The organism is Nonomuraea sp. NPDC004354 (assembly GCF_053602555.1).
Genome location: NZ_JBSGDV010000005.1, coordinates 16,375 through 29,670 on the forward strand (window position 1 = coordinate 16,375; position 13,296 = coordinate 29,670).

Annotated in this window: 8 protein-coding genes; 4 read left to right on the top strand and 4 right to left on the bottom strand. The window is 72.2% G+C overall.

Annotated elements, in window-relative coordinates; genetic code table 11:
- The first annotated feature begins 37 nt into the window (after window positions 1–37).
- Window positions 38–2,050 (top strand): AfsR/SARP family transcriptional regulator, encoded by a 2,013-nt coding sequence (locus ACWENQ_RS17390; protein ID WP_452415053.1) that lies wholly within the window; start codon window positions 38–40, stop codon window positions 2,048–2,050.
- A gap of 156 nt (window positions 2,051–2,206) precedes the next feature.
- Here ACWENQ_RS17390 and ACWENQ_RS17395 read toward each other — a convergent pair whose 3' ends face one another.
- Window positions 2,207–3,451, bottom strand: coding sequence for an MFS transporter (locus ACWENQ_RS17395; protein WP_452415055.1), 1,245 nt, complete (start codon window positions 3,449–3,451; stop codon window positions 2,207–2,209).
- A gap of 72 nt (window positions 3,452–3,523) precedes the next feature.
- On the opposite strand from ACWENQ_RS17395, the gene ACWENQ_RS17400 reads away from it, so the two are divergent.
- Window positions 3,524–4,366 (top strand): LysR family transcriptional regulator, encoded by an 843-nt coding sequence (locus tag ACWENQ_RS17400; RefSeq protein ID WP_452415056.1) that lies wholly within the window; start codon window positions 3,524–3,526, stop codon window positions 4,364–4,366.
- 73 nt (window positions 4,367–4,439) lie between these two features.
- Here ACWENQ_RS17400 and ACWENQ_RS17405 read toward each other — a convergent pair whose 3' ends face one another.
- Both ACWENQ_RS17405 and ACWENQ_RS17410 read right to left on the bottom strand, forming a co-directional pair.
- Window positions 4,440–4,847 carry an HIT family protein gene (locus ACWENQ_RS17405; protein ID WP_449922734.1) on the bottom strand — a complete coding sequence of 136 codons (408 nt, stop codon included), beginning with the start codon at window positions 4,845–4,847 and terminating at the stop codon, window positions 4,440–4,442.
- Between the two features lie 139 nt (window positions 4,848–4,986).
- Window positions 4,987–5,625: a hypothetical protein gene (locus tag ACWENQ_RS17410; RefSeq protein WP_452415058.1), complete on the bottom strand. Its 639-nt coding sequence runs from the start codon at window positions 5,623–5,625 to the stop codon at window positions 4,987–4,989.
- 132 nt (window positions 5,626–5,757) lie between these two features.
- Here ACWENQ_RS17410 and ACWENQ_RS17415 point away from each other — a divergent pair, with 132 nt between their 5' ends.
- The gene (locus tag ACWENQ_RS17415) at window positions 5,758–6,267 is read left to right on the top strand and encodes a sigma-70 family RNA polymerase sigma factor (protein WP_449922730.1); all 510 of its coding nucleotides are present in this window, start codon (window positions 5,758–5,760) and stop codon (window positions 6,265–6,267) included.
- On the top strand, window positions 6,260–6,901 hold the full coding sequence (locus ACWENQ_RS17420) for an anti-sigma factor family protein (RefSeq protein ID WP_452415059.1): 642 nt from the start codon (window positions 6,260–6,262) through the stop codon (window positions 6,899–6,901). Before ACWENQ_RS17415 ends, ACWENQ_RS17420 begins: the two co-directional genes overlap by 8 nt.
- Window positions 6,902–7,074: 173 nt before the next feature.
- Here ACWENQ_RS17420 and ACWENQ_RS17425 read toward each other — a convergent pair whose 3' ends face one another.
- A complete protein-coding gene (locus tag ACWENQ_RS17425) occupies window positions 7,075–13,182 on the bottom strand; it encodes an RHS repeat domain-containing protein (protein ID WP_452415061.1) in 6,108 nt (2,035 codons plus the stop codon).
- Window positions 13,183–13,296 lie beyond the last annotated feature (114 nt).

A 13,296-nucleotide genomic window follows, 5' to 3' on the forward strand; every position in this document is an offset into this window, starting at 1 on the left:
ACCGTGAGGGCCGGAAGCGCGCTGGGGAGGTGAGGGGATGGAGCGGGTCACGTTCGGGGTGCTCGGCCCGGTGGTGGCCTGGGACGGCGGCGGTGCCGCCGTGGCGTTGAAGGGCCCGCGGCACCGCGCGGTGCTCGCGCGGCTGATCATCGCCCGCCGCCGCGTGGTGCCCCTCGCCCGCCTGGTGGAAGACCTGTGGGACGAGCCCCCGAAAGGTGCGGCCGGCGCCGTGCAGACCTTCGTCGCAGACCTGCGCCGCGCTCTGGAGCCGGACCGGCCGCCGCGGGCCCCCGCCCGGTTGCTCGTCACGGAGGGGCCCGGGTACGCGCTGCGCGCGGCGCCGGACGGCGTCGATGCCTGGCGGTTCGCGGCGGCGGTCGGCGCCGCGGCGTCGTCGCCGCCTGCCCAGGCGCTGGAGCAGGTGAAGGAGGCGATGGGATGGTGGCGAGGACCTGCCTACGCCGAGTTCGCGCAGGAGAAATGGGTCGGCGGTGAGCGCTCCCGCCTGGCCGAATTGCGGCTGCAGGCGGTGGAACTGCAGGCGCAGGCCCGGTTGGACCTCGGACTGGCCGCCGAGGCGGTGCCTGACCTGGACGCGCACCTCGTCGAGCACCCTTGGCGCGAGGATGCGTGGCGGCTGCTGGCGCTGGCGCTGTACCGCATGGGCCGCCAGGGCGACGCGTTGAGCGTGCTGCGCAGGGCCCGTACGACTCTGGCCGATCAGCTGGGGCTGGACCCGGGCCCGCGGCTGCGCCGTCTGGAGGCGGACATCCTGGCCCAGGATCCACTCCTGGACGCTGCGCCCGGCCCGGTGCCTGCGGCGGCCCGGCTGTGGGAGCAGGCCACGGCGACGTACCACCGTACGGTCGCGGCCGGGGCTCGGACCCGGCTGGAATCGACGGTCGGCCTGCTCCGGAACCTCGCCATGACCGGAGGCGGCGGTCTTCGGGCGGCGCGGGAGCACCGGCTGGCGGCGGTCATGGCGGCGGCGGAGTTCGGTGACCCCGAGCTGACCGCCCGGGTGATCGGCGCCTTCGACGTGCCCGCCATCTGGACCCGCAGCGACGATGCGCAGCAGGCGGAGCGGATCGTGGCCACCGCCGAGCGCACGCTGGCCGCCTTGCCCGGCGATCCGTCGTATGACACGGCACGCTGCCGCCTGCTGGCCACGATCGCGCTGGAGATGCGCGGCACCCGCTCAGAGCGCGGACCGCAGGCCGCACGCGAGGCGGAGGAGATCGCCCGCCGCCTGGACGACCCGGCGCTGCTCGCGTTCGCTCTCAACGGGGTGTACATGCAGTCGTGCACCCGGGCGGGCCTGGCGCCGCGGCGCGACACCGTCGGCGCGGAGCTCCTCGCGCTGGCCACCCGGCACGGTCTGGTGACCTGCGAGGTGCTCGGGCACCTGATCCGGTTGCAGGCCCGCAGTGCGCTCGGCGACTTCCGGGCGGCGGACGCACACGCCGCCGCAGCGGACCACCTGGCGGAGCGCTACGAACGGCCGCTGGTGGGTTGCTTTACCGACTGGTATCGCGCGCTGAGGTTGGCTGCTGTCGGGCAGCCCGCGCAGGCGGAGGCCGCTTACCGGGTCGCCGCCACGCGGCTGGAGGGCGCCGGGATGCCTGGGGTGGAGCAGGGCCTGCTGCCCTTGGCGCTGTTGTGCCTGCGTCTGGTGGACGGCACCCGGTCCGCGCTCGAGGCGGCCGAGCAGGTGGACCTGGAAACCGACTGGGGCCCCTACCGTCCCTGGGCCGAGCCCTTCGCCTTGCTGCGCGGCGGGCATCGCGCCGATGCCCGGGCAGCGCTGCGGGCGCTGCCCGAGCCGCCCGCGGACCTGATGTACGAGGCGCTGTGCTGCCTGCAGGGCGTGGTCGCCCTGGAGGTGGGCGATCAGGTCGTGCTCGCCCAGGCGCGCGCTCGGCTGTTGCCTGCCGCCGGTCAACTGGCGGGCGCGGGCAGCGGCATGATCACTCTCGGGCCCGTCGACAGGTGGCTCGCGGCCTTCACCGCTGCGCTCGGTCCTTCGTCGTCACCGGGTGCGCGAACATGAGCTAGGCCGCGACCAGGCTCCAGGGGCGTGGGCGAGTTGCGCGCGCCGTGAGACGGCCGACCGGATGGCCGCCCGTCTCACGACCCTCGGGCTGCGTGCCCGCGGTCGCACGGACTCGTCACCGGAGCGGCGCGGCCGTAGGCGCGGGCCCGTACTTTATGCGCCAGGCCGGGCGCCGGCTGCGCACGGCTCAAGGTCCGGTTCCCCGGCGAGGCCGGGATCGCTGAGGGGAGACCGCGTTCGGGCGGGCGCGCGGCGGGACAGCAGGTATCCGGTCAGCGCGGCGGCGAGGCCGGCCAGCCCGGCCGCCGCGAAGCCGCCCGCCGGCACGGAGACGTCGATCGCCACCCCGACGAGCGGGGATCCGAGCGCGAAACCCGCGCTCGCCGCCGAGGATTGCAGACCTGTCGCCTCGCCCCGCACGCTGGCCGGCGCCAGCCGGCTCACCGCGTCGGCCACCGTGGAAAGGGTCGGCGCGGTGAGCAGCCCGGCGCCGACAACGGCCACGCACAACCAGGGCCAGTCGTGGGCGAGCCCGGCGGGAATCGTCACGAGCCCGAGCAGGCCGAGCAGCAGCCACGTGGGCAGCGGCCGGGACAGCGCGCCGTAGACCAGCCCGCCGGCGACGGAGGCCGCGCCGAACACGGCTATGACCACGGCGGCCCAGGACACCTGGCCTGCCTCTTCGAGCGTGGCGACGATGGCGAGATCGACGCCGCTGAGCAGCGTCGTGGTACCGAACGCCATCGTCAGTACGGCGATCATGCCGGCGCCCAGCCACTCCCGGCGTGGGGGCCGTCCGGCCGCGCCGGCATCCGCCTCGTCCTCGGCCCGCAGCGGCGGGTTGAGCAGGGCGATCCCGGCTCCGCCGGCCACGATCGCGGCGCCGACCCCCCACGCCACCACACCGGGGGACATGGTCGCCGCACACAGGATCACCACCGCCGGGCCCACTATGTACGACAGCTCGCCCTGCACCGATTCCAGCGCGAACGCGGCCCGGCGCTGTCCCGCCGTCGTCATCGCGGCGATCGCCTGCCTGGTCACCGGCTGGGCCGGCACCATCAGCAGACCCGCCGCGAAGGCGGCGCCCAGCAGGATCCCGTACGGCAGGAGCGGCACGCTCAGCCAGAACACGGCCTGCAGCGCGACGGTGGCCAGCAGCACGGTACGCAGGCCGCGCCAGTCGATCATGCGGCCGAGCAGCGGCCCGCCCAGCGCCACCCCGGCGGTCAGAGCCGCCGCGACGCCACCCGCTGCCGCGTAGCTCATGCCCAGGCCCAGCACGACATACATGGTCAGCGCCATCACGTCAGCCGTGATCGCGGCACGGGCGAGCAGCGAAACGCCCAGCAGCGACGCCATCCCTGGCACGGCGAGTACCTGTCGGTATCTGGTCACCTGCGCGACGCTAGGTCATCCGTTATGCCATAGGAAGTGGCTAATTCGTTGGGGCTGGCATAATCAGTGCTTATGGCCCGAGATCTTGAGATCACGTTGCTGCGGTCGTTCGTCACCGCCGTGCGGGCGGGCAGCATCAGCCGCGCCGCGACGGCGCTCGGACACACCCAGCCCGCGCTCAGCCAGCAGTTGCGCAAGCTCGAGAGCACCGTCGGCCGTCCGCTGCTCTACCGGTCGCCATCGGGCGTCTCGCCCACCAGGGCCGGTGAGGAGCTCCTGCCGTACGCCGAACGCATCCTTTCGCTCTCCGCACAGGCGCTCACCGAAACCGGGCGCGCGCTGACCGGCCGCTGCGGCGTCGGGTTGCTCGAGGACCTCGCCGCGTCCCAGCTTCCGCAGGCCCTCGCCGACCTGGCCCGGCTGCACCCCGGCGCGACGCTGGAGGTGCTCAGCTGTTCCAACGCCGCGATGCGGGAGGCCTACGACACCGGCCGCGTCCAACTCGTGCTCGACGAGGTGCCGGACCTCCCCGGGCCGCCGCGCTGGACGGTGCGCCGCCCGCTGGTCTGGGCGATCGGCCAGGGTGTGGACGTGGCTGCCGATCCGCTGCCGGTGGTGCTGTTCTCGAACACGTGCTCCTGGCGTACGTCGGTGCTGGAAACGCTGGAACGCGCCGACCGGCCCTGGCGGGTGGCGTTCGAAAGCAACAGCCTGGTCGGTGTGCTCGCCGCGCTACGGGCCGGGCTCGGCGTCGCGGCGCTCATGCCCGCGAACCTCGAGCCTGCCATGGCCTGCCACGACGCGGACGCCCTGCCCGCCCTGCCGGACGTCGAGCTGGGTCTCGCACGGCACCCACGGACCAAGGGTGATCCGCTGATCGATGCTGTGGAGACCGCGCTACGACGCATGATCTGAGTTTCCCGGCCGGTCAGCGTTATCGGGTCCCCCGGCTGCCCGGAGTGTTCGGAGCCCGTCCTGGCGCTCGCCTTCAGCGCCAGGCTCTGATCTCCTCGGCCAGTCCCTTGAGGGACTCGACCGGGTGCTCGACCTCCGTCCAGGGCGGCGTGAGATCGGTGGGCTCGAAGCGGGGCACCACGTGGAGGTGGAAGTGGAAGACGCCCTGCCAGGCCGTCTCGCCGCTGGCGTGCCAGAGATTCACGCCAGGAGCCCCGAGGGCGCCGACGATCCGTCGGGACACCTCGACCGCGGTCCGCATGACGTGTGCCGCCGTCTCCGCTGGGATCTCCCCCAGGTCTCGGTGGTGCGCTCTTGGGACGACCAGGGTGTGCCCCCTGGTGGCCTGGGCGATGTCGAGGAAGGCGATGGCGTGCTCGTCCTGGTGGATGGTCTGCGACGGCTCGGTGCCGGCGACGATGCGGCAGAAGACGCAACTCATGACCGGCATGATCACAGCAGGCCGAGCCTGCCGGCAAAGGCGTTTCAGACAGTGATGGCCACTGCTCAGGCCGGCCGGCACCCGGGCGGTGTGTCCGGGAAGGGCGCACGGGTGCCGGCGGGATGCGCTACCGGGCCTCTCAGGCCGCCGAGCCGGTGATGCGGAACGGCACCTCGGCGATGTTCGACATCACGCCGAGCTCGCGCAGGTCCTCGGCGTCGATGCGGCCGTCGCCGGTGAGATCCTTCACCGTGTCGGGTGCGTCGTCGAGCACGCCGTTGCGGTTCAGGTCGGCCACGACCGCGACGGTGAGCACGCTACGGACGTCCTTTCCGAACAGCGGCTTGCCGACCAGCCAGGAATCCCACAGCTTCACCGCGCTGCCGGCCTCGTCCCGCCCGGCCACGCCGGTGACGTTGAACAGGTTGGCCAGGTTCGTGCCCGGTCCTGAGAAGCCGGTCGTCGTGGAGAGCAGCACCACGAGGCCGGGCAGCTTGTCGTCCTTGCCGGGGCCGAACGTCCCTGTCCCACCCTGGGGGCCGGTGACCTGCGGTCCGCTCCATCCGGCCGCCTTCAGCCCGTCGCGGTAGCCGACGGAGAGCTCCACCATCCAGGCGGCACCTTCCACACCGGTCGCCGTGTCGGCCTTCGGCGAGTGAACCTGCACGTGGGCGCGCCGCTCGGACCCGCTGTCCCGCTGGGCCAGGGCCGGCACCGCGAGGGTGGCGGCGGCGGTCACGGCGACTCCGAGCACCGCTGTCCGGACAACTGCTCGCATGGTTGTTCCCTTCTCTGTCGCTGATGACGAGGGGGTGTACGGAGGCGAGGCGGTCGGTGTTCACCCGACAATGGATGAACGCCGCAGCGATGTGTTCCGTATGTCCATCGGAACGGCAGGGCAGGAGGAGACGTGCGGCTGGATGACGAGACCACCTTGCGGGCGGTCTATGACGACTACGGAGGCGAGTTGTTCGCCTTCGCCAGGAGGTCCCTGGGCGACACGGGGTCGGCCGAGGACGCGGTGCAGGAGACCTTCGTGCGGGCGTGGCGTACGGCGGGGCGGTACGACCACAGGCAGTCGTCTCCCAGGACGTGGTTGTTCGCGATCTGCAGGAACGTGGTGATCGACCTCTTGCGTGCGCGTTCCGTGCGGCCGCAGCTCTCCGACGGCCAGGAGAGCGATGTGCCCGGAGACACCGGCCTGGAAAGGTTGCTTCTCGGCATGCAGGTCGAAGAGGCGTTGCGGCGGTTGTCCCCCGAACAACGGCACATTCTCGTGGAGGTGCACCTGCGAGACCGCGCGCCCGCCGAGGTCGCCGCCGAGCTGCGCATACCCTCGGGTACGGTGCGCAGCAGGGTGTTCTACGCGCTCAAGGCACTGCGCCTGGTGCTGGAGGAGATGGGGTGGGAAGGTGACTAGCTGCCGCGACTATCACGCTCTGCTGGGTATGCACGCGCTGGGGCGCCTTCCCGAGGCCGAGTTGGCGACCCTGCTGGCCCACACCGACGGCTGCCCCGCGTGCAGGGCCGAACTCGCATCCCTCGACCAGGTGGCCGGCGCCCTCGGTCACGCCAATCCTGACCGGGTCGCCGCTCTTCCCGCGCCACCGCCCTGGCTGCGTGACAGCGTGGTGGCCGCCGTCGGCGTCCGGCACCTGAACCGGCGCAGGCGCAGGCGCTTGCTGGCGTGGTCCGGCGGGCTCATGACCGCCGCGGCCTCGGCCGCCGTCGTGGTGACGGTGCTCGTGTCCGGCGCCGGAGGACACACGGTGACCTACGGGGCGCGGGGTATGCAGATCACCGCCGAGTTGGCCGCCCGCCAGTGGGGTACGGCCGTGAACCTGCAGGTCAGCGGCCTCGACAACGGCCAGCGTTACCTGGTCTGGCTCGAACGGGCGGACGGCAGCCGGGTCCCCGCGGGCAGCTTCACCGCCAGAGGCGCGGGGGCGACCATGGAGCTCTCGGCGGCCGTCCAGGGTGACGACGCCGTCGCCCTGGGGCTGAGCACCGTGCCCGGCGGCCCGGCCGTCCTGCGCGCCCCGATCAGTGGCTGACGGTCGGCTGATCGGCTCCTCGGCCCGGCTTCTGCTCATGTCCGCCATGGGCGCCCCCGGGCCCGGAGGACGCCCGCCGGGGAGAACCCGAGCCCGAAGGGCCGGCTGGGACGCCGCCCGCGCGGGGCCACGAGGGCCCCGCGCCGGTCGGTGCTCAGCGGAAGGACGTGCTGTCAGCCCATGCCGCCCATTCCACCGAACCAGGTGTCGAACAGATCGATGATGTCGTCGGCGATCTTCTGGCCTCGGGCGCCGAGTTCGGCGGTCGCGGCACCCCTCCGGTTCGTCTCGATCTCGTACTTCTCCGGCTTGAAGATCTGCTTCTCAGCCTGGCCGGAGCCGCCGCGCGGCAGGTTCGACGGTGGCCTGCCCTGCGGATACATCCGGCCGTTGCCGTAGACGGTGTAGGACTGGGTGGGCTGGACGGAGCCGTCGTTCCGGTAGACCTGGCTCGGCCGTGGCTGTGCCGGCTGCCGGTTCGCCTTGGGCGGCGAGTGCCGCTGCTGTGCCCGGTGGCTGGTGGGCCGGCTGGCCGGGCGCGAGCGCGCGTGCTGGATCCCGCGGGGGATCCGGCCGGCCCGCTGGTTGCGCCGCTGGGCGGCCAGTGCCATCCGCCGCTTGGCCGCCGCCTCGCGGGCCGCCTTCCTGGCCTGTCTCCGGGCCGCCATCGCGGCCCGTCGCTTCGCCGCGGCCTCCCGCGCCTTCCTGGCCGCCTCGGCCGCCTTCTTCCTGGCCGCCGCCAGCCGCCGCTTCTTCGCCTCGGCGAGGGCCCGCTTCCTGGCCGCCTCCCTGGCCCGCTTCTTGGCCTCCTCCTCGGCTCGCTTCCTGGCCTCGGCCAGGGCCCGCTTCCTGGCCGCCTCCCTGGCCCTGCGGATCGCCGCCTGCCTGAGGGCGCGCTGGGCCGCTCTCTTGGCGAGGTAGCGGGCCCCGAGCCGGACACCGACGGCGACCACGACCCAGACCCACTGCCCGTCGGGGTCGCTCATGCTCACGGGGCTGTTGTTGGCGTAGGCGTAGGCGTTGAGCTGCTGCGGGTCCACGTCGTCGATGATCGGGTCCACCGACAGGAAGCGGCCGTTCTTGGGGTCGTACTCGCGGGCGCCCAGGTGGACCAGCCCGGTCGTGGCGTCCTGCGTGCCGCCGACGAATCCGCGCTGCCTCGGCCACCACGGCGGCGGCGCGCCCCGGTTCTCGCCGAACGGAGTCGTCCTCCGTACGGCCAGCTCACCGCTCCCGGCGTTCACCGCGGCCTGCGCGGTGCCCTGGTGGTCGTTGGCCAGCAGGTAGACCTGGTTGTCGTGGGTGCGTACCGCGATGGGCTGGTCGTTGACGGTGTAGTAGCGGGTCTGCTCCACCGCGTCCTTGGCGACGTCGAAGCGCAGCTCCATGTCGTCGACGTAGAGCGTGGCGTCGGCCGGCGTCCTGCGGATCAGCCGGTCGCCCTCCGCGTCGTAGACGAAGGACGTCGTCCTGCCCGCCTCCGTCACCGACTCCAGGTTGCCTTCGGCGTCCCAGACCAGGCTCTGGTCGGAGGTGCCGACCTTGCGCCTGGTGGTGTTGCCCGCGGCGTCGTACTCGAAGAGGTCCGTGCCGACGGTCTGCAGCGCGTGCGGCTGATTGCCGCCCGCCGGCGGATAGGTGTAGGAGCGGACCGTCTCGCCCGCGCCGCCCCAGGCGTGCCTGGTCTCCTTGGTCCGGTTGCCGGTGGAGTCGTAGGCGTAGCTGACCGCGTACGGCGCCACGCCGCCGATCGTGTCCGGCTGCGGGCCGCCGGCGGCGCAGTCGTCGGTGGCCGTCCAGGCGGAGGTCAGGCGGCGCAGATGGTCATAGGCGAAGCACTGCGTGTCCTGACCGCTCGCCCCCTTGTCGGCGATCTTGGTGATGTTGCCGACCGCGTCGTAGGTGTAGCCGAGGTCCAGGTCGGTCGCGGCGGCGCCCTCCCTGTCCAGCCGCATGCCGGTCAGCCTTCGGGTGGACTCGTCGTGGGTGTAGGTGATCCAGGTCTTCCTGCCTCCGGTGCCCAGCTCGTACTGCAGGGTCTCGCCCAGCTTGGAGTAGCGGGCCGCGGTGACGTACGACGACAGGCCGGTGACCTTGGTCGGCTGGCCCAGCTCGTCGTAGCTGTAGACGACCGACTCCGCCTCCAGGCCGCCGGCGGCCGGGAAGGTGACGGACTGGACCTGGTCGTCGAGCGTGTAGCGGGTGTTGAGGACGTACGAGCCCGCCAGCTTGCCCTCCCGCTCGGGGATGGTGACGGTCTCGCGCAGCGGGCGGTAGTCGGCGTCGACGGCGTTGATCTCCGCCTTGTACGCCTGCCCGCCCACGTACCGGATGCTGGCGTTCTTGTGGCCCTTGGCCAGCGCGTCGTACTTCCATTCGGCCAGCAGCGGGCCGGTCGCGGAGTTCTCGCGCAGCTCCTTCTCCCGGCCCAGCTCGTCGTAGACGTACCACAGGGTCCTGCCGCGGGCGTCGGTGGTGCTGACGAGCTCGTCGGCGTCGTTGTACGTCATCGTCGTGACGCCCTTGTCGGGGTCCTCGGTCTTGATCTCCCGGCCGCGCAGGTCGTAGTGGTGGCGCCACACGTTGCCCGCCGAGTCGGTCACCGTCGACAGCCGTCCGGCGTGGTCGTAGGTGTACCTGGTGGACTCGTACTCGCCGGTCGGGGTCGCGCCCTTGTACTGGCGCAGCTCGATCAGGCGGTCCTCGGCGTCCCCGATGCGGGTGGTCGCCGTGCCGCCCGGGGGCGGCGTCACGTGGATCCTGTCGCCCTCCTGCCTGGACGAGACCCGGTACTTCTCCACGCCCTTCGCCTTGAAGATCTGGGCGTTGACCTCGCCCACGCCGTCGAAGAGGGACACGACCTGCGTGGGCACGTCGGCGTCGGCCACCGCCAGCAGGTCGGTGGAGGGCGTCCCGGTCGCGAAGTAGCCGGTGCTGGCCTTGGACTGCTCGCCCAGGGAGTTGTAGAAGGTGTCGGTGATCGTGCGGCCGTCGCGCAGCGCGGGGTCCTGCGCCTGGTCGTCCCTGGGCGCGGGTTCCTGGGTCTGGCGCTCGCGGGTCAGGCCGTCGTACAGCTCGTGGCTGGCGGTGTAGCCGCCGTCGGCGCGCAGCGTCCTGGTGGTGACGACGCTGGGGCCGTCGGCGCGCATGACGTAGGAGTACTCGGTGCTGGGCGACTGTCCTGCCGCCTTGCTGCGGTCGGCCTGCCAGACCTTGGTCAGGCGGCCGAGCGCGTCGTACTCCAGGTCGACGCGGCGGTTGTTCACGTCGACCTCGGCCACGGGCTCGCCCCAGGCCGGTTCGAGGAACGTACGGTCGACGTGGCCGAGCTGGTTGGTCTCGGTCATCTCGGCGGGAAGGACGCCGGTGGCCGGGCTGTAGGCGGTCACCGACCTGGTGCCGACCGCGTCGGTCTCGCTGGTCTCGCGGCCGTAGACGTCGTAGGTGTGGGTGCTGTCGGTGATCGTCGCGCCGTCCCCGGAGACGAGCTGCTGGACCGTGGTCACATCGCCCTTGGTCGGGGCCTGGCCGTACGCCTTGCCGTCGTACTGGACCTTCTCGTCGGAGATCACGTCACCGGCGGCCAGCGCGGACACGGCGGTGCCGCAGCTCGCGGCGACCTTCTGGACGCGGCTCGGGTAGTCGAGCATCCAGCTGGCGTCGTCGCGGGCGTAGGTGTAACGGGTGCACTGGTCGTCGTCGGGCGCGGCCAGGTCGCCCTTCTCCTCCACCTGGGTGAGCAGGCCCTTGGTGTCGTACGCGCGCTCCTCGCCGGTACGCCGCCAGGTCCCGCCGGGCAGCGCCGTACGGGTGACCATGGACTTGGCCTCGACCACGTGCGCGGCCTTGGTGACGCCGCCCTGCGTGGACTGCGCGGTCCGCACCGACCACGGCTGCTCGACGGCCGCCTTCAGGACGGCCCCGCCGTCGCCGTCGTAGAGGATCTCCTCGTGCTCGAAGCCGGAGTACTGGTCGAGGTCGTCCAGCTTGGCGCCCTCGGAGTCCTCGACCTGGACGCTGCGCCTGGATCCGTCGGCCTGCTTGTCGCCGTCCATGCCGCGGAAGTACCGGAACTCGGTGAGCGTGCGCTTGGTGTCCTGCCCGTCGCCCTCGCGCACCCGTACCCGGCCGAACCCGCGGAAGTCCGACCACGTGCGGTGCTCGGGCTTGACGAGGATGTTCTCGGCGAAGTGCCAGGCGGCGCCGTCCAGGTACTCGTAGCTGGTGACCACGTTGGGCGAGGCGGCGACCCGGTCCACCTCCACCGTCTGCGCCACCACGTACTTGTGGAACCAGTCGGTGACCTCGGTCTCGTTCTGCGGCGTCCAGCGCTGCGGGAAGCACCGCTTGGTGTTCTTGTCAGCCGCCGGCAGTTCGCCGGGCCTGCACTCGGCGGGGGCGTAGTTGATCCTCAGCTCGCCGCCGGTCCCGTTGTCGACCGCCTGGACGCGCCACTTGACCAGCGGGGCGCGGCCTTCGGTGGCGTCGACCCGGTTGGGCAGCTGGACGCCGACGAAGGTGGTCCTGGGCAGCGTGATCGTGCCGCCCACATGGCCGGTCTGCTGGATCGAGGCCAGCCACAGCGACGGGCTGAGGCCGTCACCGGTGGCGGGGAACTGGTGGGTCAGCGCCCAGGAGTCCACCGCGTAGTACTGTCCGGAGCCGTTGCGGACCTGGGTGGTGACCTTGGTCAGCCGCTTGCGGGTGAAGAACGTCGGCGTGAGGCGGTCGACGCACTTCACGCCGGCGTCGCAGATCTGGTCGAACGGGACGTCCGGCCAGTGGCCGGCGGTCTCCTTCTTGAGCTGGTCGGCGGCGCAGGTGACGGTGCCGCTGGGCAGGCAGCGCTCGGCCACCTCGAACAGCACGCGGGCCGCGGGGGCCGTGGTGAACAGCTCGTTCTGCAGGTAGCCGTAGTCGATGCGGGTCAGGTAGGCGCCGCGGACGTACTGGGTGCCCAGCTCAGGCTTGGAGTTGCGGCCGTAGTGGTTGGTCTCGCGCTCGTACCAGTACGTGGTCGCGTTCCCGTGGGTGTCCCTGACGTGGTCGAGGTTCCACCGGTAGGCCTGCTGGCACCAGGCGTTGGCCGGGGTGCTGGAGTAGCAGGGTTCGCCGCTGTTGTTGCCGAACACCGGCACCGTCTGCACCGACTTGGTCTCCGGCTTGCCGCTCGCCCAGCCGGGCAGGCGGTTGAGGCCGAAGGTGTACTGGGTGCCGTCGGCGGTGGTGACGCGCCAGTACTCACCGTTGTCGTCGCCGTTGGCGGCCCCGGTGAGGTACTCGATGCGGGTGCCGTCGTCGCGCTTGGGCCGCCACTGCCTGGTCGTGGCGTCCTTGACCAGCTCGACGGCGGAGCTGCCGAGCGCCAGGATGGCGTTGTCCTGGTCCCAGCACAGGTCGCCGGTCTTCTTGCCGTCGATCATGCAGGACTTGTAGCGGCGCTCGACATAGCCGCCGGGGTTGAGCTCGAAGCCGTCACCGGCCCAGGACGCCTGGTTGTTGGTGGAGGCGGTGCGGCCGTCCACGCTCTGCGAGGAGTAGGCCAGCGAGATCTCCGGCTCGTCGCCACCCAGCGCGGGCGGCGTGCGCAGGTCGTAGTCCCAGGTGAAGTCGCCGGTCTGGGTGCCGACGCTCCAGTCGGCGGAGGGCGACAGGGAGGTGGCCGAGTGATCGCCGGACTGGCCGGAGGCGGCGGCCGTGAGCGCGTACACGGCGCCGGTCTCGACCTCGGCGGTCAGGGTGCCGGCCTTGGCGTCGTTCTCGCTCTTCACCGGCTCGGGCGGCGCGCAGTCGGTGGCGGCCGCGTCGAGCGCGCACTCGTCCAGCCTGACCATCCGCAGCCGGGCGCCGTAGTCGCCGCCGTAGGCGTAACGGAAGCCGGAGTAGTCGATCCGCAGGCGCGTCTTCCCGCCCGCCTTTGCCGTCGCGACGCCCTGGCCGGGGGAGACGCGCATCGCCAGGCCGAGCCGGTCGGTGTCGAGCAGTTCCACGCTCACCGGCTCGGCGGCCGCCTTGGCCTCCCCTCGCCGGGGGGCCAGCTTCACCGGGAACCCGGCCGCCACGGTGGTGGCGCCGCCCAGCTCGGCCTTCTGGGGTTCGGGCCAGGTGATGCGCGGCGGCGCCTTCCACGCCTGTTTCTGCACGGGATCGGCCATGGGCGGCTGGACAGGGACCGGCTGTCCCTTGACCGGCGTCTCCTTCTGCACGGCCGGGGCCGGGCGAGGGGCGGCCGCGGCGGGCATGGCGTACACCAGCGGCACCACCAGGAGGACGGGGAGCATGGTCGCGAGCCTGCGTGGCCAGGGCGACTCGCGCCTGGGCTCCTGGAAACGGTTCCAGGACAGGTCGGGAAGGTCAGGTTCCGTGGACGGCGGAAAACGATTCCAGCGGGATTC